This is a genomic window from Psychromonas ossibalaenae ATCC BAA-1528 (genome assembly GCF_000381745.1).
In the GTDB taxonomy this organism is placed as follows: domain Bacteria; phylum Pseudomonadota; class Gammaproteobacteria; order Enterobacterales; family Psychromonadaceae; genus Psychromonas; species Psychromonas ossibalaenae.
On the sequence record NZ_KB906976.1, the window covers coordinates 19,413 to 42,543 of the forward strand.

General features: G+C 44.0%; 15 protein-coding genes. 6 read left to right on the forward strand and 9 right to left on the reverse strand.

The annotated features are described in order from the left end of the window. Positions 1–67: 67 nt before the first annotated feature. The 5 genes from G327_RS0106775 to G327_RS0106795 all read right to left on the reverse strand — a co-directional run bounded on the left by G327_RS0106775 (position 68) and on the right by G327_RS0106795 (position 5,569). A complete protein-coding gene (locus G327_RS0106775) occupies positions 68–1,342 on the reverse strand; it encodes an MmgE/PrpD family protein (protein WP_019614005.1) in 1,275 nt (424 codons plus the stop codon). 87 nt (positions 1,343–1,429) lie between these two features. Beyond that, positions 1,430–2,860, reverse strand: coding sequence for a sodium:solute symporter family protein (locus G327_RS0106780; RefSeq protein WP_019614006.1), 1,431 nt, complete (start codon positions 2,858–2,860; stop codon positions 1,430–1,432). A gap of 1 nt (position 2,861) precedes the next feature. Then, positions 2,862–4,217, reverse strand: coding sequence for an FAD/NAD(P)-dependent oxidoreductase (locus G327_RS0106785; protein WP_019614007.1), 1,356 nt, complete (start codon positions 4,215–4,217; stop codon positions 2,862–2,864). Then, complete coding sequence (locus G327_RS24125) at positions 4,204–4,488, reverse strand: (2Fe-2S)-binding protein (RefSeq protein ID WP_019614008.1); 285 nt, start codon at positions 4,486–4,488, stop codon at positions 4,204–4,206. Before G327_RS24125 ends, G327_RS0106785 begins: the two co-directional genes overlap by 14 nt. Further along, positions 4,481–5,569, reverse strand: coding sequence for an NAD(P)/FAD-dependent oxidoreductase (locus G327_RS0106795; RefSeq protein WP_019614009.1), 1,089 nt, complete (start codon positions 5,567–5,569; stop codon positions 4,481–4,483). Before G327_RS0106795 ends, G327_RS24125 begins: the two co-directional genes overlap by 8 nt. Before the next feature lie 109 nt (positions 5,570–5,678). Between G327_RS0106795 and G327_RS0106800 the strand changes: the two genes are divergently transcribed. Further along, positions 5,679–6,578, forward strand: coding sequence for a LysR family transcriptional regulator (locus G327_RS0106800; protein ID WP_019614010.1), 900 nt, complete (start codon positions 5,679–5,681; stop codon positions 6,576–6,578). Positions 6,579–6,784: 206 nt separating this feature from the next. Here G327_RS0106800 and G327_RS0106805 read toward each other — a convergent pair whose 3' ends face one another. The 3 genes from G327_RS0106805 to G327_RS0106815 all read right to left on the reverse strand — a co-directional run bounded on the left by G327_RS0106805 (position 6,785) and on the right by G327_RS0106815 (position 14,682). Beyond that, positions 6,785–12,040: an ImpA family metalloprotease gene (locus G327_RS0106805; protein WP_019614011.1), complete on the reverse strand. Its 5,256-nt coding sequence runs from the start codon at positions 12,038–12,040 to the stop codon at positions 6,785–6,787. A 490-nt stretch (positions 12,041–12,530) separates the two neighbouring features. Further along, the gene (locus G327_RS0106810) at positions 12,531–13,958 is read right to left on the reverse strand and encodes an ATP-binding protein (protein ID WP_019614012.1); all 1,428 of its coding nucleotides are present in this window, start codon (positions 13,956–13,958) and stop codon (positions 12,531–12,533) included. Further along, entirely contained in the window at positions 13,951–14,682 is a 732-nt protein-coding gene (locus G327_RS0106815) for a response regulator (protein ID WP_019614013.1), read from the reverse strand. The genes G327_RS0106810 and G327_RS0106815 overlap by 8 nt, the downstream gene beginning before the upstream one ends. Positions 14,683–14,863: 181 nt before the next feature. Between G327_RS0106815 and G327_RS0106820 the strand changes: the two genes are divergently transcribed. The 5 genes from G327_RS0106820 to G327_RS0106845 all read left to right on the forward strand — a co-directional run bounded on the left by G327_RS0106820 (position 14,864) and on the right by G327_RS0106845 (position 21,644). Beyond that, entirely contained in the window at positions 14,864–15,247 is a 384-nt protein-coding gene (locus tag G327_RS0106820) for a hypothetical protein (protein WP_019614014.1), read from the forward strand. Continuing rightward, on the forward strand, positions 15,244–15,480 hold the full coding sequence (locus G327_RS0106825) for an SHOCT domain-containing protein (RefSeq protein ID WP_019614015.1): 237 nt from the start codon (positions 15,244–15,246) through the stop codon (positions 15,478–15,480). The genes G327_RS0106820 and G327_RS0106825 overlap by 4 nt, the downstream gene beginning before the upstream one ends. A gap of 414 nt (positions 15,481–15,894) precedes the next feature. Then, on the forward strand, positions 15,895–17,475 hold the full coding sequence (locus G327_RS0106830; protein WP_019614016.1) for a BCCT family transporter: 1,581 nt from the start codon (positions 15,895–15,897) through the stop codon (positions 17,473–17,475). Positions 17,476–18,002: 527 nt separating this feature from the next. Further along, the gene (locus G327_RS0106835; RefSeq protein WP_019614017.1) at positions 18,003–20,516 is read left to right on the forward strand and encodes an efflux RND transporter permease subunit; all 2,514 of its coding nucleotides are present in this window, start codon (positions 18,003–18,005) and stop codon (positions 20,514–20,516) included. 447 nt (positions 20,517–20,963) lie between these two features. After that, entirely contained in the window at positions 20,964–21,644 is a 681-nt protein-coding gene (locus tag G327_RS0106845; RefSeq protein WP_026339233.1) for a DUF1868 domain-containing protein, read from the forward strand. Positions 21,645–21,778: 134 nt separating this feature from the next. Here G327_RS0106845 and G327_RS0106850 read toward each other — a convergent pair whose 3' ends face one another. Then, positions 21,779–22,912: an OmpG porin family protein gene (locus G327_RS0106850; protein WP_019614020.1), complete on the reverse strand. Its 1,134-nt coding sequence runs from the start codon at positions 22,910–22,912 to the stop codon at positions 21,779–21,781. Between the last annotated feature and the right edge of the window lie 219 nt (positions 22,913–23,131).

Below are 23,131 nucleotides of genomic sequence, written 5' to 3' on the forward strand. Positions count from 1 at the left end.
GTGTTAATCTTCTCCGTTCGCACAATGACACAAAGTAAGCCCCTACAAACCTACCTACTCTGTATATTCAAGACAAATACAGCTTAACAGCGGATATGCTATCACCATAAAGAACGGCATCTGCTAGGCGTTCGCCCTCCACCTGCCCAATAACCGGAAACACTAAACGCTTATACTTATCAATCAGTTCATCTAACCGGTATGCATTCGACGGATCACCTTTGGCTGTTGTCAGCGCACTTGTATATACACTGCCACAACGAAGCAGTACTTCTGTTCTTGCTAAACATTCAACAGGAAATCTGGCCGTTATTTCGGGCTCAATTTCAATACTGATCTTTTCTGCCAGTGATAAATAAACTTTGTTAGTAAATGCATGCTCAAGCATATGTTCAGGGTTAACCGCCTTTTCCACCAACCATACAGCTGCTGCATAAGGGATAGAATACATAGCTTCAACTGAATTGGTTATGTTTGTCCTTGATAATAAAGCGTCTTTTTCAAATGAAAATACCCTTATACGCAAAATATCCCGAAAACTAAAATGATATAACGCGATCAAGGATGCAAGAGAATCAATAACAGGGTGTGCAAAGCGGCAACAGGCATATTGTTTGAAATAGGTATTTTCTATGTGGAAAAACTGGTTTTTCCCCTGATATTGTTTATCGACAATAAATGGTCTCATTGCTGTCACCCCGGCCTTTGCCAGTGCTACACATTGTAAAGCTAACAGCGGCGCATAAGCCATGCCCTCTTTCATATCAGAAGGATAAGCCAGAGAACGATCTTGGGGGGCTTGAGGGGCTAAATATTCACTAAATCCCAATGCATTAGTTGTTGTCGCAACATCCAACTGATGCAGATGACATAACGCAGCAACTGCGCCAATTACCGCCCAGCCACTGGACCCTTTTCTCGGCCCGCCGTTACAGCGGATAATCACAGCAGCCTCTACAGCAGCCTGATAACCAACAATTACTGCGCTTTGTACTGCTTGATAACTTTTATTAGTTTTTACAGCTTCTTCAATAACCAGCGGGATAATAACTGCTCCAGGGTGACCCTGTGCTAATCTGTGACCGTCATCAAGATCAAAGTAAGATGCTGCCTGGGTGTTCAAAAATATTGACCAGGTATAATCTGTTTGTAGCTTGCATCCCCATGGAGATTGTCCGCTTTGTGTTGAACATAAAGAGAGTGCCCTGTGCAATTTTTTAAGGGGCTGTTGATTCACTCCCGCTAAGGCCACACCAAGGCAGTCTAAAATGCATTTTCTAGCAGCTCCGGAGGCTGCTTTTGTGAAATCATGATACACCGTATCTGTTATTAACTTAAGCATCAGATAGTCCTAAAATATCAGCATTGATTGCAGTCAGCCTGTCATGATAAGCATTATCATGACAGGCTGACTGTACAAACTTTTTTATTAATCGTTTAATACCTTCTGTTTTTCATCTTCTGCACGCTTAATAACGGTTTCCGTTTTACTGATAAGGCTGACACTGAAAAACAGCACAGCAGAAATCAATATCCCCCAGACAACATCCGGATACTGCGGAAGTAGATCAAACTGTTTACAAGCAAAAGAAGTTGTAACACCGCCGACCATTCCCGCTATCGCTCCCTCTTTTGTACCGCGTTTCCAGAAACGGCCGGCATAAAGCGGAATAAATAACCCGGAGGCCGTTAGCATCGACCCCATTAATAAAATAGAGAATACAGATGGGGCAAAAAGTCCGATCATTAGGCCCAGTATGCCGACAACAGAAACAGATATTCTAGTAAAACGTAAAATCTGCTTATCCGTTGCATCAGGTTTGAAAGTCTGCTGATAAATATCTCGCGTCAATGATGAAACGGTACTGTGCAGGGCTGAATCGGCAGTAGAAACAATCGCAGCGGCTATCGCCCCCAGCATAATAACCGAAATCCATTCCGGCAGAAGCTCCATAATGACCCAAGTCATAGCGGCTTCTTTATCAGAGAGTTCAGCATTTAATGTATATACGCTCATGCCCAGCAACGCAGCCCATACCCCCATAACAACAGAAGCGACTGATTTTATAATCATGCTGTCGCGCGCTATTTTATCGGTTTTAGCAGCATAAATACGCTGATGGTAAATTTGTGAAACCAGTTGTCCTGGCACTAGGGTTAATAACCATCCCCAGACTACAGCTTCCCCGGGAGCCCATAATCCAAGGTTTTCCTGTGGCACGGCTGCAAATATAGCATCGATTCCACCCGCTTCAGTCATAGCCAGAGGGAGGACAATCACAACTGCAATCAACATCAACAGTAGCTGTGCGACATCGGTATAGGCAACCGCTAAAATACCGCCACCACTGGTATAGATGATCACCACAACCGCACAGATGACAATACCAAATTCAGTGGGTAACCCGGTTAATACATTCAGCAATTTACCGGCAGCTACAGGTTGTGCAACCCACCAGCTCATGGTTAACATCATAGAAATAACCGATGATATACAGCGTAATGCTTTTGACTCTCCAAACTGAGAAACCATCCAGTCAGTAGTGGTAAAAAATTCTTGCTGCCGTAACCACCTAGCCACCAGTACGGCAAGCAAAATACCTCCGATAAAAATTCCTGCCATATAACCGATTTCGGCAAATCCCCATTGATAACCAATACCGACGTGAGCAATCATCATACCGCCACCGAATGCCGAAGCACACTGGGTTGCTGTTACCGTTAATAAGCCAAAATTTCGTCCACCCACTAAAAAGTCAGCGCTACTGTTCAGCTTTTTAGATGATAAATAACCGATATAGAGCATACCAATTAAAAATAGCCCAATCACAATGAGAGGAGTCCAATTTATATTTTCCATATTATATTTGCCTTTTAGTAGATACTTCGAGAAAAGTCACAGGTATTACCGGAGACCTTGTAGTTATATAACCCACTTCTTGGGGGGGGGTACTCGTCATCTGTGCTGTAATCTGAACGAGTGCATTACCGCACTGACGTCCCTGACAAGGTCCCATAGAAGCACGCGTCGCCATCTTGATATCGTTTAGCGCCCCAGCACTGCATGAGACAGCCTTTTTTATCTCCTTTAAGCGCACTGATTCACATCTGCAGATCACTGTATCATCTGCCAGTTCAGTGAGGCTTCGTGCCGGAAGAAGAAATAATTTTTCTAGAAAAGGACGCACCACGATATCCTGCTGGCGTTTTTTTTGTAACAACTCGGCTAACTTTTCATTACCCGTAAGGTAAGCGGCCAGTAGCCGGCCGTTTAACTGCGCAGCATTCGCCCCAAAAATACCTATACCGTCTCCAACAATAAACACGTCCCTAACCGATGACTCAAATGTTCGGCTGAGACGAGGCCTGAGACATTGCTGGCGCTCACACCAGTACAGGTCTGCATTAATTGAAGCAGTTAAATTAATATTGGGAATAACCCCGAAATGAACCAGTAAATGATCTGTTTTCAAGGTGATTTTTTTACCTGATACAGTAAAAGAAACAGCATCTAAGTTTTTCTTACCATGCCCCTGAAGCTGTCCTGCAAAAGAGTACCGTCTTACACCGGAAGTCCTAATCTTCGATCTTAAAATCAGTCCTTTGAACAGATAGCGCCAACCTTTAAGAGCTGACAAAAAATGCTTAGCAGCATTCAGATAATTTTTTTTCACTGTCATATCAACAACCGCGAGTGGTTTAATACCCGCTTTAATATACTGGCAAGCCAGTAAATCAAGCAGAGGGCCAGATCCGGCAATCACTACTTTGTCACAAACTTTGCCAGCATCTTTCAACAGAATCTGTCCAGCACCGGCTGTCATTACACCTATTTTTTCCCATCCCGAGAAAGGATAAGCGCGTTCCATGGCACCTGTTGCGAGGATTAATTTCCGATACCCCAAACTGCAGCTACCCCTATTTTGCTTATAGGTAATCACTTTGCTTTCACAATCAATATCCCAGACCGATGCCAAACCAATAAACGTAAGTGGCGCCTGGTTGAACTCATTAACCAGTGCAAGCCCTTCTGCATAATCAGATCCCAGTAAATGGAGCCGTTCCGGGGGACATTTCTGCACGGCACGATAAATCTGGCCTCCTGGATATTTCTGCTCATCTAGCACAATAACCTCACAACCAGCCTGCGCCACGTCTATGGCAGTCCGCATTCCGGCAGGTCCTGATCCTATAATAATCAGATCATATACTTTCATAATCAGCTCCGGTATTAATCACCATATCTTCCTGCACTTCGACCATACAGCCACGCTGAAACTGAGCACCGTCAATTTCAACTAGGCATGAGTAACACACTCCCATCATGCAAAACGGCCCCGTCTCTCGGTCTTCTCTTTGTGCGTTTCCCGTAGAAGTGATACCGGCTCCCAGTAAAGCGGCTGCCACACTCTGCTTATCTGCCACAACAATATTTACCCCGTTAACACAAATAGGAACTATGTCCCGACTACTGATATTTTTAATCATTAAAACGACTCCCGCTAAATGTCTGCAAATCACTCGGCAGATGATTGTTGTCTATAAAAGCAGCTAACTGCAGTGCGTGATAGGCTGCCAACGTGACCCCGCTGTGGCAGGACACACCGTAAACAGCCGGATTAACTGTAGAACGTTCATAAATAGGTAATGAATCAGGCGTCATAACACGCAGAGCTCCCCAGGCCCGGTTAACCGGTATCTGCTCTAAAAAAGGGTGAATTACCAACGCACGCTGTGCTATCTGACGGATAACATCAAGGCTCGTTCGTGTATCTAAACCGACATCTTCATGCGAATCTCCACAGATAAAGGTTCCCTCACTGGTCTGACGAACCTGCAGACTAGGCGGTATTTTTTTATCCTTCATACGTTGGCTGACTAGAATCTGCCCTTTAATAGGTTTTAAAGGTTGCTTCAAACCGACATCGCGACTTAACTGTCTATTGCTCAAACCGGCAGCCAGAATAATTTTATCTGCGCACATCGTCCCCTGCACAGTTTCAACCGAAACCTGGTTTTTATTAACGCTCAACACTCGGCTATTGTAGATAATCAGCCCGCCAAGTAGCTTGACTGCCCGTTTAAGCACCGTAAGCAGTTTTAATGGATCACAAGTAGCATCTAACGGTGAAAATGAAGCCCCCTGCACACCATCACCAATTTCAGGGTATTTCTGCTGCAATTCCGTTTTGCTAAGCATGCGGTAAACAATTTTTTCTTGTGACGCTTTATAAATTGCCTGCAGTTTCTTTTCCCTCTGCTCCACAGAAATCTTATCCTGTAGGTAATACAATCCCCCCTCACATCTGTAATCCGTCTCTAATCCGGTTAGGGCTTCTAATTCTCGGCTAAACTCTGCCCATAAACGACACGATTCAAAAGTGATATCTGCGTAGGGTTTATTTAAATAACCTTTTCCCTGACACCAGATAAGCCCGAAGTTACCGCGTGAAGCTTTAAAACCAGGCTCCCCTTCATCTAAAATAGTTACCTTATGCCCGCGCTTAAGCAACCCATAAGCAACAGCTGAGCCGACAATACCTGAACCAATTACGAGATAGTTATGCACATCATTTTCCGCTTTAGTTATTTAACATTTTGTTAACTTAAATTTACCTTTTAAATGGATGCACAAACAAGTATATTTATCACACAAAGCTATAACATTTTGGAATACTATGAAAATAGAGTTATTAAGAAACTTTGTTGTCATTATGAAACATAAGAGCGTTTCCAGGGCGGCTGAAGAGCTAGGGATCACTCAACCATCATCAAGTAAGTTATTGTCTCAATTAGAAAAAGAAATTAATTTTCGACTATTTGAACGCATTAAAGGGCGACTGCACCCAACCTCTGACGGAAGTTTATTTTATAAGCTATCCTTAAAGACGCTTTCCGGTTTCGATTCACTAATGAATTCCGCAGAACAGATAAGTAATAAAGAACTGGGTGTAGTAAACCTGCGCATTATGCCGGCGCTTGCAAACGGAATGTTAACCAGAGTGATCAAATCATTTTCTCTGCTACACCCGTCAATACGCATAAATCTGGTTATCAGTAGTTCAGAGGAAGTCGTTGAATCTATCGAAGGTGGCTCCGGAGACATAGGAATAGCAATGCGTGTCCCTCAATCGGAGGGCTATACTCACCACATGGTAAAAATGCACAGCGTCTGCATCTGTCCTAATGATCACGCGCTTGCGTCTAAATCAGTTGTGTCATTAAAAGAGGTAACAAAGTACAACATTATCGGTATTAGCTCTGATATCACTAAACCACTCAATGATAATATTGCCAATATGCTGTTGTCGTCGCCGACCATCATGCACTCCACCAATCATAATACGACCTGCTGCCACCTAGTAGCCGCCGACCTAGGTATCGGCATCATTGATCCTATGACGGCCCTTTCCTATAAAAAGCTCGGCATCAAGCTTATTAAATTGAAAGAAAAAATACCTTTTAATTTCTTTTTACTCACTTCCAACCACTATCCATTGTCTTTATCAGCCGCAAAGTTTATGTCGTACTTAGAAAATGAAATAACGAAAGTAATCAGTGAGTTACAACATCATTAAGATGGCTATTGGCCATGATATCAATATATAACAGGATCATGACAACATTAAATATGTAACTGAAATTGAAATTGAAACGGAGGTAATCACTAAGGGGTTCTGAACAGTAGTGCAGAATAGACTCAAAAAATAAAAAATGCAGGGAGTTATCCTCCCTGCATTGGCTTTATGTTCCCTTTATCAAATAAAGATATTTACGGCAATAACTACTGCCACGCTGTTTTACCATCTAAAGGTATAGTACGTTCAAAGGGTAGAAACGGCATGGTATCTCTAGGCACGTAGAAATGTTTACCGAGAGACTCTAAGTCATAAGTTGCAACCTGAGCAACGGCTTTCTCCGAAACCTCAATTCCCCATGCTGCAAACTGTTCCCGCCAATCTTTATCGGTCAAAAATGACAAACTAACCAGCATAAAGTCATTACCGTTTAAACGTGTTTTTGACTCATAAAGGCTCATACCTAAGCGATCTTTATTAGCAAGCCAGTCTGATGTATTTCTCATCTCCCTAGCATGTAAGTAAAGTAGCGTGAAGGCATCAAAACCATGCTCCGTTAACTCTAAATACTCAAGCGCATAAACGATCTGCATATATAAGGCTAACTGGTCAATGTCTCCTTTGGTCCACAATTTACTCTTCACATACGCTGTTGGATCATCGCTATTCTGCCCCTCCTGCATCCAGGCAAAAATCTTAGGCATGGAAGAAGCTGTTTTAGTTGAACTCGGGTTGTGAAACTTGCGCATATGCATAGGGAAAATATTATTAGACACTTCCGTTGATAAACCGCCATAAACCTTTAGTTCACCAATCTGTAAGTTATGCCCTATTTCATGTCCCTCAAGCCAGCCATCAGCTCTAAAGTATCCTGCAGAATCATAGGGATTTCCTGAACAACCTACACCACAATGTGAAGCAAAGTCATGATTAGCACGCTGCGTAATAGAACGTTTATGCCAATTTTCATTAAAACAGTCTAAACCTTTCTCTATACAGATTTTTGTGACTGCCGGAGTCAGTTCAATACCATTGCCGACAAAACCACCTAAAGAACTGATAGAGCCAACCGTAGTGCTGATAATGTTATCAAACATTTTCTGCACATCCCCCTGATAATACTCTTCGACCGTCTTAACCATATGCAGTCGCTGTGAATACATCTGAAATCCAGGTACATCCACATATACCCAGCTATACGGTGTTGCAGCTAAATCAGATCTAAAACTATCAATATTATCCATGGTCCCGACTAGATGCTGACCGACATTAGTGAAGTTAATTTCGACTTCTTCCTGTAGTGTTGCATTAATCTGCACAGGACCGCCGTAAGGCGAAGTTAAGGTGAGTTTTTCACCCGGATTAACCGTAAAAGAAGGTGATCTTAAGTACTTAGGTCTCTGGTATTTCGTACCCCATTCCTTCGTTGAACCGGTACGCATGGTATTCATAAATACCTTCACTGACTGTGTCGCATCACTGCTAAGTTCAACAGTAAACGGGACACCGGGATGTGCATAAGCACCTGTCGGATGCCAGCTTACGCCTGCTCGCGGCTGCAGTAGACTCTGATAAGTCTCCAGCAGGTAACTTGGATCAACAGGCTCTGCGAAGTTGCCCAGGTCACCTTGTGCAGGCGCTAAGTTACGGTTGTAATATACCGTATGATCGGCAAACCAGGCACGCAGCCAGGGAGTCTGATCACCTGCACTAGATGATAAGCGATAAGCGATCTGCGTACGGTAAATATCCCCCAATAAAATCATTGATTTCAGCACGTCTGAACTATGCTCACTCTGGAATAACGGAATATTTTTAACGTCACTCGCAGTCAGTCTGCTTCTTAAGGTTTTCACTAAACTGTCAAACTGCTCCAGGAATTCAGGTGTTTTACCTTCCGCAAGTACAAAATCATAACTTTCATTCTGCAGGCTGCGGTTAAGTGCTTTGAATCGAATTAATGAGCTGTACAGTGAACTCTGCAGCGCCGCATCAGACAAATCGTCAGGATCAAAAGCATTTGCCGTATCAGCAATCTTCTTGTTACTAGTACCGTAAACATAACCCAGCTCAGCTAAAAGCTGGTTAACCAAAGCATCTGAGCCTTTATACTGGCTGTTATTGGTAAAGATAACCGGCATTTCAGGATAAGTGTGGATCATCTCCAGAATATCTTCGACCTCGTGCTCATAGAGACCTTTACCGCCGATCACGAGAAGGTCCGGCTGCATAAATTTATTAAAAGAGACTTCTTTGATCTGCAGCGGTGCTCCGTCAGCACCAACACTCAGGTCAACAGGGTTTTTACCGACAGACATTACAGACAGCGGTATCCAGGACAACTGTGTGTCGTTTTTATTAGTCAGCCACTTTATCAAGCGGTAAAAACTTTCATCTGATAACCAGTTCAGCCCTGCAGTATCCGCAAAAGATCGCCTGTCATTAGCAATATTAGCGGCAGCAAGGATCTGATTTTGTTCACCAATCACCAGCGGGAAAGCAGGAACAGCAGAGCCCCATACATTCGGCTCAATAAAATTAGCCGTGCCCGCGGCAGTTAAATCAATCAACTCACCGTCAAAGATAAAGTCTGCAGCTTCCTGCGCCTGCTCAAGCCGCATACTATTATCAAGACTGCTGTTGATCTGCTGATGCAGGACATCAATATCATCAATCGCACTGATATCCCCCGTGTTTAATGCCAGCTGCATTACATCAGAATCAGGACGCGGTTTGATATAAGAGAAATCTCCCACCCCGCTGCCGTCATCTTCAGTAATGTAGGTGATCTGTTTCGCCTCAACCTGTTCACTTTGAGCAGTCTGTACATTACTGTTAATGCTGTCTAACAGCTGGCTTTGTAAAAACGGCAGCTGATGCTGATCATCAATAGCAATTGAATCATCTAACTGCAGCGCATAACTGTCGCGCAGCAGATGAATAAGACTGATCGCATCAAAACCATCAGCGTCAAAGGGATCCACAGCCAGTTCATTAAGTTTCTCAATACTGGCATTTAAGTAGGTCATCGGATCAACAAATTCAGCTTGATATGCAGGCCCCCGTCCTTCACTCAGAGTAAAGTTAAAAGAGTCATGCTGCAGGTTAACGAACATTTCCTGTACAGAGTCAAGTGCATCATCATCTAGTTTATTTAAAGCAAGGTTTAACATCTCAGTGCTGCTCTCCCACACAGCACTATCCTGTTTAAAGTAATTATGTCCAGATGAGCGGTAACCGAAATCACTCACGATCTGTTGTGCCTGCTCGCTTAACTTCCAGTCCCAACTGCCGTAATGAGTAAACATTAGCGGCACATCAGGGAATAACTGATGCTGGCGGCTCACCAAGTCTGTCCATATTTCATTTTGACTGGTCTGCATAATAATCAGATCCGGCTTGACTCCTTCCTGCCACTCCTGCCAGGAAACCACATTCAGTGAAATACCCTGATCGACAGCCCAGGCATTCAGGTGTTTTTGAGTGCCGCTGTTATTACCGGCAATCAGCACCGTTACCTCTTCCCATTTTAACTGGGTTAATGAGGTATTCATTAACCAGCTCATCAACTGAGAAACGGCGGCTTTATCCAGACGATTCAGCGGTTCATAGCCGAATGCCGCCGAACGCTTACCCGGCGCCGCATTTGCAGAAGCAAATACAGAGTTTTTCTCGCCAACAATCAATGGAAAAGCATTCGGTCCCCAGGCTGATTCAGACTTTAGAGGTTCAATAAAACGCGCATTTTTTCCTGGATTGAAATTTACTGTTTCAGAAAAAATATAGTTAATAGTTTGTGTTGCCTTTGCGTTGGGCAGCAGGGCAAATGCTTTGTTTAAATCATCATAAATAATATCGCTGCCAGTGAAATTTTTCACATCTCTATCCAGCAGCGCTTTTTCCGCCATTTCACTAAAACCATTGACGAGACTAAATAAAGGTGCTTCTACAAAGATAGTTGAATCTAAAGCCAGTACATTTTTAGCAAAATAGCGATTAATAAAGGCTTGTTTATCACCGCTGTCAAGGCCCAGCGGCAGCGGCGTCAATTCTGCTTTCACCCGCGCCAGTTCAGTAAACAGCATCTGCAGTTTAGTCGGACTGTTGGGATACTCAACTGCTTTCTGATTAGTCGCTATGGATACAATACCAGCGCCGTACAGTTCGGCGAAATTAGCATCATTACCGTCAACCAGTTCAAAGGTATCTGTTCCGGCGGCCATATTGGTTACCGCCGCTTCAACAGCATCCAAATCCGAATATATCGAATTCTGCAGTACACGATTTATCTGTTCCTGCGGCGGCAGCTCAACAACCTTGTCCTGACTGTGATAATTTCCTGCGCCGTCGGACTGAAACTTCATGCCGAACTGCAGCAGAAAGTCATTCATATGCGCTGTTCCGGCAGTGTATTGATAATGATAAATAAGCACACTGGTTTCCGGGAAGCGGGTTAAACGATCCTGGAGCATCTGCAGGGAAGCCTGATCTGCGTTAGACTTAACAACAACCAGATCAATATGTTTTTCCGGATCTATTTCAGTTAATGCCTGCTGGCTGAATGCTATGTCACGCTCTGCCGCCCAGGTTTCAATATTTGTTCCGTTATAACTTCCTAAAGTCGCGACACTCAGCGAATCTGCTATCGTTCCCTCATTGCCAGCCGTTAGCCAGCTGATCAGGCTGTTTAAATTCGGTGCGGCAAGAGATTTAAAAACATCACCGGAAAAGGCCGCCACTTTATTACCTTCAACGGTAGATACAGCAGCCTGCGTTTTTTTACTTTTATCAGCACTGATTATCGGCAGAGCGATGCTATCCCACAGACTGTTTCCTTTTTGCAGAGAAATAAAAGCTGAATGACGGCCGGGATTATAATTGACTGGATCCGGGAAAATCTCCGGAATAATTTTGTTTACATGCGCAGAGCCGAGTGGCTCCAGCTCTACAAAAATATCCTGATAAATACCTTCTGCCTGAGCAAGCAGTTCATCAGCCGGCGTCGGCACAAACGTGACCTGCAGGTTATCGATATTAGGACCCAGCGACTTTAATGTTTCCAGGTTAATAGTGTTGCTGCCCTGCTCCAGGCTGAAAGTAACGGCTTCACTCTGCTCCCAGGTTCTCCAGTTAGTCGTTGCGGGAAACTGATAAGTACTGGCTTCACTGTCATTGGCACTTAGCTGCATATGACGGTCATTTTTACTCGCATAACGGAAACTAAGCTGGTAATCCCCCTGCTTTGCAATATCAAACGTCCAAGAAATTACATCTCCCTTTCTCGTTTCTGTTTTGATATAGGCAGCGCCGCTATAGCCCTGATAATGGTTTTTTAATACCGCTCCAGTAAGAATCGCATCTTCCGCACCATAAGTCAGCATCGAAGTAGAGTTGTTATATGCAGTGGCCGGCATTGCCGCAGTTATAGAGAGCGCTAATAGCGTTCGTTTAAATTTATTCATGGTTAGAATCCTTTTTTAACATTATTTTAATCACTTAAAATCACCAGAAATCACCACTGACATAAATGTCATGGCGACAGATATAATTAACAGTAAAATCATCAATAAGGGCAGTGAAATAAAGTGAATAAAAGTGAAAAGTAGTGATTCCGTGATGAATGAGCTAATAAACCATTTCATGACCGACGGTAATGCATGCATATAAAAGGACATTATTCACAGCCGCATGCTGTTTAACACAGTCAAATAGAGCCACTGCAATGTGTGATTGAAAACAACCAGATATGCTTAATTTAATAAGAAATAGTGAGCAAACACTAACCTGAAATAATATAAAATGCATTCAGGATGGATATCTAGTATAGGAATTTATTCAAAAAACAAGAGAATACTTTGGACGTAAAACAGCGAAAGAATACAGATAAACAGTCTCTGCAGATAACACGCAGGCAGGATAAATAAACCCGGCGACACTATCGCCGGCTCAATGCTATTTAAGCTTTTCCCGATCAGCGTTAAACGGAAACATCAGCTCAGCACACAACCCTCCCTCAGATCGGTTGCTTAAGGTTAACTGACCACCGTATGACTGAATAAGTGAACGGGTAATTGCTAAACCTAAACCCACACTCGACGCATTAGTATCACGCGCTTTATCTAAACGAACAAAAGGTTTAAGTACTTCCTGGAGCTTGTCCTCAGTAATACCCGGCCCGCTATCCAGTACCTGAATAATCAGTTTATTACCAGAATATCTGCATAAAATAGAAATACAGGCCTGTTCCCCTCCTGCATACTGCAGACTATTGTTAATTAAATTCTCGATCATACGGCGAAGATTAATGGGAGGAAGACTGCAGGTACCTATACTGTCTTGATCATATTTTAAATTTTTAATATTACGATCTTGGTAATCATCAACAATTGTCTGAATTAAACTGTCTAAATTGATCTTCTGAGACGCTTCAAGATTGCTTTGATCCTGTGCGAACGCCAGAGTGGCGGCAATCATCTTTTCCATATTCAGCAGCGTATTATGCATATTGGTTTTATCTTCACTGTCTTCGATAAACTCTAACTGCAGACGCAGACTGGTAATAGGAGTACGTAGATCATGGGAAATAGCCGCCATCATTTTAGTACGGTCATTTATGTATTCCTGCAGCTGACGCTGCATTTTATTAAATGCCTCAATAGTCGGCTTAATATCGCTGGGCACATCGAGTTTAAGAGGCGTGAAGTCCCGATGTGTCCCCATGCGGTCAGCCGCATCAGCAAGATCTTTCACCGGTTTTAAAGAGTTTTTTATTGTCCACAACATTAACAAAGTCGTTAAAAGAGCAATAAATAACAACGACAGAAGCAGATACCATGACCACTGCAGTGATTTTTCATCAATCGAAGAGGTGAAATTCAGCCACTTTCCAGAGCCTAACTGCACAGAGCCGGAAACGACCGGCAGATATCCCATAGACTGCCTGTGCATGCCCTGCATACCTTTGCCGCCGTGCCGCCCTCTAGCATGTCCCTTATTCGAATGTCCATTATGGCGTTTATTGTTAACCGCTCTAAGGCGGACATCAACAGCCTGTACTCTGGCAAACTGTGCCCGCTGCGCTTTAGAAAGCTTTAATAACTGGTGCTTTGAAACCATAGGCTGGTGAGCAATAGACAGCTGCAGATCTGCTCCCTGACTGGCTTCAATAATATTACCATGCAGTGTCTCCGGCACCCCTGACAGTATTTCTACCAGGGCCAGTACACGGTTTACTGTTACTGAGCTGGAAATACTGCTGATATTCTGCTGCCGTTCATTGGTCACTAACAGCGCAGTCAGCAGGGTCCCGATACTAAAACCTAATAGCATAATCAAACTAATCTGCAGCAGTAAACTTTTGCTTTTAAACCAGTTAGACATTTTCAACCTCACAGCTGAACTGATAGCCGCCACCCCAGATGGTTTTAATAAAACACGGTTTCTTCGGGTCCGGTTCAATCTTTTTACGTAAGCGGCTGATTAACGTATCAATTGAGCGGTCATAAACATCCCCGCCCCGCCCTTTGGCTAAATTCAATAAAACCTCACGACTAAGCACCACATGCGGATGACTGACAAATGCATGTAACAGCGAAAACTCTGTTGAGGTTAGCGAAATCAAACAGTTATCAGGACTGATAAGCTCTCTAGTGGTGGTATCCAATGACCAGGATGCAAAAAGGTACCTGACCGGTGAATCAGCTTCGGCTATATCGCCAGATGCAGCTGGTATGCTGTAATGCCTTCTTAATACCGCTTTAATGCGTGCCAGCAGTTCTCGCGGATTAAACGGCTTTGCCAGATAATCATCCGCACCTAATTCTAACCCGACAATTTTATCTAATTCTTCAGCAAGTGCCGTGAGCATGATCACCGGTACATTAGAGACAGCGCGCAGCTCTCGGCATAAAGTCAGTCCGTCTTTACCGGGCATCATTAAATCAAGCACAATCAAATCAACACTGTGATGCTTAAGAAATACTTCCATTTCGTGACCATCGGCAGCGGTCTGAACACGATAGCCATGCTGAGTTAAAAAACGTTTCAGTAGATTACGAATATCAGCATGGTCATCAACCACTAAGATTCGATTATTTGATTCCATAAATTATGCTCTTTGCTTCTCTATATGTCTTCACTATACACCAGTATTCATACGCAAGTATTTCAAAGTATGTCAGTTTTTAAAACTGACATACTTTGAAATAAAGTAAAAGATCAGCGACACACTTTCCCGCTATTTTTTTGCTTTAATTAAAGCAGGAACAACAGAGGAGGAAAAAATTATGAAAACTAAAACACTAATAGCAGCATTTATTATTGCCCTGTCACTACCGGCAGCAGCAGCCGCCCGCGGGCACCACGGCTGGCATATGAACCAGCAGTACCAGAACGATGCGGGGCAGATGCAGCCGGGCATGGGCAGACACGCAAACATGCAGCGCCAAAATAACTGTCCGAGACAAACCGCCGATTCACAGCAGGCAGGCCAGATGCAGCCGGGAATGGGTAGAAAAGCAAATATGCAGCACAATATTAACTGTCCGAGACAAACCGCGAATTCACAGCAGGTGGGCCAGATGCAGCCGGGAATGGGCAGAAACGCTAACATGCAGCGCAAAAATAACTGTCCCTATGCAGCACCTCAGCCGTCAGGTGATGCACAATGAGTATAACGCAATGTTTAGGAGGTAATATGTTCGGCTGGCATGGAATGGGATTCGGCATGGGATTATCTACGCTGATATTCTGGATCTTAATGATATTAGCTGTTGTATGGTTAGTTCGACACCTGCGGAGTGAGAAAAGCACATCCGACTCTGCACTAGAAATAGCAAAGAGGCGTTTTGCACAAGGCGAAATTGATAAAGACCAGTTCGATGAAATTAAACGACATATTTAAGTGAACAATAACAACTCACGACTCAAGGCGCTTGCTCTAAGCGCCTTTAAAAGCATTAAATAATTTAAACGAAATCAAACTAGACGCAGCCTAAAGTAAAATCGATACAAACTTCGAAATATTTTCACCAGCTCATTTCCCCTGTATTCGACTCTGAATTTTATCAGAGCGGGATTTAAGGACTAACCCCGCCAAACAAATACTTAGAGTACAAATCATATGAAAGAGATAGCCAATATTAAAACTGGCAACTAGGCCTTGCATCACCAATGAATTTTGAGTTTTCATGTTGAAATTGTTAATATCCGCCGCAGAATTTTATTTAGTGGTCTAATCACTTTTATTTCTAAGAAGCATTTCGTTTTTACTTTTCGATCAAAAAGGTATTAAAGGACAAACACTTGAGTAGCATTTATGGATAACACATTAAACAAATACAGTATAGAAACGACTGACTATCATGTTGGTCAAGACAACGTTCAAAAGTGGGGTTTCGATATTCATAACCCCGTATTCGGAATAAGCGCAGGTCTTATTTTTCTATTCCTTTCAACACTTCTGATCGTCGATCCCAGTACCGCTAAAGAAGCATTAAACAGCCTTAAGAACGGCATCATGGAAGATTTCGACCTCTTATTTATGTGGTCAACTAACTTTTTTCTTCTCTTCGCTTTGCTGTTGATGCTGTCGCCGCTTGGCAAGATCCGGATCGGCGGCAAAGATGCCGCCTCGGAACACTCTACGGTTTCATGGCTTGCGATGCTTTTTGCCGCCGGTATGGGTATTGGTCTTCTGTTCTGGGGAGTAGCAGAACCAACGGCTTACTTTACTGACTGGTGGGGGACGCCGTTTAACGTAGAGGCGTATACGCCGGAAGCGAAATCACTGGCCATGGGGGCAACTATTTTCCACTGGGGTATCCACGGCTGGTCTATCTATGCCATTGTTGCTCTCTCGCTGGCATTTTTTACCTATAACAAGGGCCTGCCGCTGTCAATTCGTTCTGTGTTCTACCCGATATTCGGCGATAGAGCCTGGGGCTGGTTAGGTCATGTCGTCGATATCATGGCGGTACTGGCGACCCTGTTTGGTTTGGCAACTTCTCTTGGTCTTGGTGCACAGCAGGCTACCAGCGGTATTAACCACGTATTTGGTACTAACGGCGGCATTGGTATGCAGCTGGGGATCATTGTCTTCGTGACTTTTATTGCCATTTTATCTGTTATTCGCGGTATCGAAGGCGGCGTTAAAGTACTGAGCAACATCAATATGCTGTTTGCATTAGCCCTGCTGCTGTTCGTTACTTACGTCGGCTTTGATATTGTAAAGGTCTCTATTCCTGACACATTTATGGCTTATGCAGAAAATATTATTGCTCTGAGCAACCCTCACGGCCGTGAAGACACAACATGGATGCACGGCTGGACAGTATTCTACTGGGCATGGTGGATTTCATGGTCTCCATTTGTAGGTATGTTTATTGCGCGTATCTCTAAAGGTCGTACAGTACGCGAATTCCTGTTTGCAGTGATCTTTATTCCTACTCTAATGACTATTATCTGGATGGCTATTTTCGGCGGTATTGCTGTCGACCAGGTGGTCAATAAAGTCGGCGAGCTGGGTGTTAATGGGTTGACTGATATTTCGCTAACCTTGTTCCAAGTATATGATGCACTGCCGTTCGGCTCTGCAATTTCGGTTATTTCAGTTGTATTAATACTGATATTCTTTATTACCTCGTCGGATTCTGGCTCACTGGTAATCGACAGCATTACTGCCGGCGGCAAGATAGATGCGCCAATTCCACAACGAATTTTCTGGGCTGCAGTAGAAGGAGCCATCGCGGCAGTGATGCTCTGGATCGGCGGCAAAGAAGCACTTCAGGCACTGCAGTCCGGTGTTGTTGCAACTGCCCTGCCGTTCACCTTTGTCCTGTTGTTGATGTGTTTCAGCCTGATTAAAGGTTTAAACAGCGAACGAACATTATACAAATAACCATCGCATTTAAGCTGACTTAAATATTCATCGGCAAACTTCACAATCGGTCTCAAGCCTATCTTTGAAACCGATTTTCACTTTATACCAATCGCACTAATTATCTAATCTATTATGCAGGTTAAAATAGGCCATCTATTTAGTGTGATTGGTATTATACCCAAACTACTTCAAGATGCAGAAATCAACATATTGTACCTGTTTGCTAATATGTGCCTGCCAACCCATGAACGAATACTTGAGCTCCGCCACAACTAATGCCATTTAATTAGAAAAGCACAGATACTCTACTAGGCTAATATTAAGTAGTCGCACTGCGTTCATTTGAGTTTCGAAGAAAAACAGATTTAACGACTCATATAACGAAAGGTGCAGAACACCCCGCTATTGTCGGAATCATAGAAATGAAAAGACAACGATACATAGTGGACAACTTACTCCAGTCAAAAAGGCCGTTTATTTCTGCTATTCCCCTATTAACCGAGGGGCATGATTTCTTATGTTAACCAGGCAGAAGGATCAAATGCATGTTGTTTTCACCATCAGATACTTATGACCGAATGTTGCTCAGCAGGCCCTGGCTGTCCCTAATAGTTATCAGCCTGATCGTGGCCTTCTTCGGATCCTATGCGGGCAAGTTCCGGCTGGATGCCTCCGCCGATACTCTGGTGCTGGAAAATGATCAAGCTCTTCAGTATTACCGCGCGATCAAAGCCCGTTATGGTTCAGACGACTTTCTGATTGTTACCTATACGCCGAACAAGGAGCTGTTCGATGAGCCGGTGCTGGCCGATCTGCAGAAATTAAGAGACAGCCTGAGGCGGCTGCCGGGAGTTGACTCTGTGATCAGTATTATGGATGTGCCGCTGATTGACAGCCCGCCGGTGAGCCTAGAGGAGATACGCGACTCAATCCGTACTCTGGACAATCCGGATACCGACAGAGACCTTGCCCGTAGAGAACTGCTCTCCAGTCCCCTGTATACTAACCTGTTGATCAGCCAGGACGGCGAAACAACCGCCCTGCAGATTAATATGAACCGCGATCAGGCGTACTATGAACTGCGCAGTCGCCGTAACCAGCTGCGTGAAATGCGTATCGACGGCGATCTCACTGCAGAGCAGCGTGATGAGCTTGCGTCGGTCTCACAACTATTTACGGCCCACAGCACGGAGTCGCTCGAACGGCAGAGCAGCTTGATCGCAGATATCCGGAAAATAATGGTTGAGCACCGGAAAGGTGCAAGGTTGTATTTGGGGGGAGTACCGATGATCACGGTCGACTCCATCGACTTTATCCGTCACGATCTGCTTAATTTCGGCCTAGGAATACTGGCCTTATTAGTCGTTCTGCTGGCAGCTGCATTCGGCAAGCTGCGCTGGGTTGTTCTCCCCCTGCTTACCTGCTTTTCTTGCGGGATAGTGATGATCGGTTTTCTCGGGTTAAGCAACTGGCCGGTGACAGTTGTGTCTGCCAACTTTATTTCTCTGCTCTTGATCATCACATTATCACTCACCATCCACCTGATTGTTCGCTATCAGGAACTGCATGCCCAGCAGCCCTACGCCAGCCAGCATACCCTGGTGCTGGAAACTGTGAAGAAGAAGCTTCTGCCCTGTTTCTATACTGCAGCAACGACGATGGCAGCATTCTCCTCTCTGCTGGTAAGCGATATACGCCCGGTGATTGACTTCGGCTGGATGATGACCATCGGCATGGCGGTCGCCTTTTTACTCACATTTACCCTGTTTCCGACCACCTTAATGCTGTTGAAGCCGGGTCGCCCGAGCAGACAGCGCAATATTACCAGCGTGATCACCACTTTTCTCGCTAGACGGATAGAATCCCATGGGAAAGTAGTTCTAGCGGTCTTTTCGGCTTTATTTCTGCTTAGCTGCATCGGCATCAGCCTGTTGACAGTGGAAAACCGCTTTATCGATTACTACAAGAAGTCGACCGAGATCTATCAAGGTATGGAGCTGATTGACCGCAAACTGGGAGGAACCACCCCGCTGGATATAGTGATCGATGCACCGGCCGAACTATCAGATCAGGATGAAGCGCAGCTGGGAATCGAAGAAATTGCTCTACTGGAGGAGCTGGGTTTTGATCCCGAAGAGTTTGAGCCGGACCCAGAAGAGGATGCCAGTATTACCGCCCGCAGTTACTGGTTCAAAATCAGCAAGTTCAAGGAGATCATGGCCATCCACAACTATCTAGACGGGCTGCCGGAATCCGGCAAGGTGCTGTCTATCGCCACCGCTATGGAGATATTGGAAACCCTGGATCCGCCTTCGCTGGCTGACAACTTCTATCTGTCCGTCCTGTACAAGAATCTGCCCGATGAGGTCAAGCAGGTACTATTTGCCCCCTATCTATCGGAGAATGGTGATCAGCTCAGGTTCAGCGTGAGGGTATTTGAATCAGATTTATCCCTGCAGCGAAACGTGCTGTTAGATAAGATCCGCAGGCACCTGACCGGCCAGCTTGGTCTGAATCACGAACAGGTACACCTGACCGGTATGGTAGTGCTTTACAACAACATGCTGCAGAGCTTGTTTCGCTCTCAGATCCTGACCATCGGCGTGGTTTTTCTGGCAATCTTCATAATGTTTATACTGCTGTTCAGGGATCTGAAAATAGCGGCTGTCACGCTGGTTCCAAACCTGGCGGCGGCGTCTATGGTGCTGGGTCTGATGGGCTGGTTCGGGATCCCGCTGGATTTAATGACTATTACCATAGCAGCAATCTGCATCGGCATCGCAGTTGATGACGCCATTCACTACGTGCATCGTTTTATCGATGAATACCATAGGCATCAGGACTACTGGACCGCCGTGCGGCACTGCCACGCAAGCATTGGACATGCCATCTATTACACCTCTGTCACAGTAATACTAGGATTTTCAATCCTAGCGCTGTCTAACTTTATCCCCACGATCTATTTCGGCCTGTTAACCGGCTTTTCGATGTTAATCGCACTGCTGGCCAACCTGACATTACTACCGCTGCTTCTAGTCCGATTCAAACCGCTGGGTTGAGTTTAATCTGCATGAAAACACACAAACAAAAAGTGTACAAAATGTATAAGTTTAGGACACAGGGTTCCGATATTTATGCTTATAGATGCCGTACAGATAATTATTTTACAGCAAGTCAGATTGCCTATCTTGAACCTCAGGGTGAAAAGCGGCTGCCGATACAGTAAAAACAGCAGTTCCAAAATAAGGCGATTAAAAAACGGCTGTTTTCTCGAACACGCCGTTTTTTTACATTATTTATGAAATTTTTCAGCGTCCTTATTTCCCTTTAAACTAATCACAACAAAGACAAAAAACAAACATATAAAAGCCAATATGGAGGTTCTAATATTTGACTATTTAGAGATATAAAACTGCTGTGTAAAGATACAAAAATCCGCTCCAACCCCCATAGAATAAGGTGTATTATTGGTACATCTATTTTTCAACTCAGGTAATATTACATTTATGAAATTTGCTCCCGCAGTAGGTCAAAAATTTAATCAAAACGGATCTGTTCGTCAATTCGCCGGCAACACTTTTGTCTGTCATATCGAACCTGAAAATCCGGTCTTTGAAAAACTGTTATGGGCGCAGCAGACATTACAAAAAATGCACTGTGCGCATAAGTTTGCTTTCCTGCCTGCATCCAGTTTTCACATGACGCTATTTGAAGGTTTATGTGATCAGGTTAGAGTTCCTGAATTATGGAGTTCAAAACTGCCGCTGGATCTGCCTCTGCCTGAAGCGACACAAAAACTGCAGCAGGAACTGGCACCAGTAAAGGACAGTGAAAATTATATTATGGTTTATGATGCGGTTTATAACAGTCCGGTTGGCGGCACCATACTGCATCTGCTCCCGGCAGATCAGCAGTGTCAGCAGGCACTGGAGCAAAGCCGTCAGCAGCTGAGCGAATTAACCGGGATTCGTCATGCAGATCATCACAGTTACCGTTTTCATATAACACTCAGTTATAAAATTATTGAATTAAATGAAGATGACGAAAAAGAACTGCAGCAGGTAAGCCGGCGGATTAACCAGCATCTCTCTGAATCATTCGGACAGCTTAGCCACAACCCGCCCGCCTTCTGCCGTTTCAGTGATATGTTTGCCTTTGAACCGCTGCTCTACCTAAACAAACAGTAATAATTCAAAAACATTCCGGACCTTTACCGCACTCAGCAGATAAAGGTCCGAAGATAAAAACCTGTCCTGTGAATCAGCATCATCAGAACAAAAAGATAATTTAGACCCGCAAAAAACAGCAGGTCTGAGCTAAATTAAAATACAAAATTAAGACCGATTTTACCGAAATTAGTAATGGTGTCATCGTACCCTGAATTACCGTCAATCACTTTATCAGTCTCTACACGGTAAAAATATTCCGACACAAAATAGATACTATCTGTGATCGGATAGCTGTAGTTGAAAATATATTTAACCGCAGTCGACTCATAGGAAGTACGTCCGTCAGCCTGGGTAACTGTTTTGTCGTTCGGCTCTATTTTAAAAAACAGATTATGCTGATCTAAACGCCAGGAAACCCAGGGGCGAACTTCAACTTCAGTTGTATTTGCGCCCTTAACTCCGTCAGTATCATAATCGTTACCATCTTTATAAAAGAATTCAACACCGGCAGTTAAATTATCGGCCAGCTGATAATTAAAATTAAACAGTGCTTCATAAAAAACAAATTTACCAAGATCGGCGCCGTTAGCGTCTTTATCTTCAGTCAGCCATTTAAGATCGGTATTAAAAGCAAACTTATCATTGACCTGATAACGGTAATAGGGACGGAAACCGTAACCGTCACCACCGATCAGGCTGGTATCATCTCCCCAGTTGTTCTTTTCATAACCTGTTTTACCCAGGTAAATCGCCTCAAACATAAACCAGTGCTTACCAATATGCTTTGCATAAGCGGGTCTTAACTCTAATTCTGTCATGCGGAAATCAGTTTCATCCTGATCCGCAGTGTTCAGATCGTTTTCAAAGGATACCTTCTTTAACAGAAAACCCAGATTAAAGCCGGTATCACCTAAGTTGACCCGTCCGTCACCAAATACCCATTCATGTACCGGGCGTGTATTTCCCCCTGTCCCTTCGTTTTTAAAATGCTCAACCTTATATTCGGTCAGCCAGTTACCATGCAGACCGAAACCGTCATCTTCAGGTTTATCATATTCAACAATGGCATACTTATTGTCACCGAGTGTGATAACACTTTCGGAGGACATTCTGCCCTCCATCACTTTACCGTTTTCATCTCTTACTTTAAGCAGGCTGCCGGAAAATACCCCCTGGGCGGCCTTTTTTTTCTCCACCAGCGGTTCATTAGAAACAGCATCTTCAGCCCAGACTGCTGGAGACAAAGAGAGACACAAGCATGGTAATAAAAGTGTTTTTGTATTCATTTTTCTTCCTGTTTACTGTGGTTAAAAGAGTTTTTTACAATATTGCTTAACGGTTAAAACAGCCTGTTTCTGTCTATTTTTTTATACAAAATCAGTGGTAAAGGCTAAAAAAAGGCAAAACAAGCCCCTCACAGTGATTTCCGGCAGTGCAGAGCAGAGGTTTAAACCTCTGCTCTGTGCCTGAAATCACAACGAGCAGGTAAATTATTTAGATGGAAA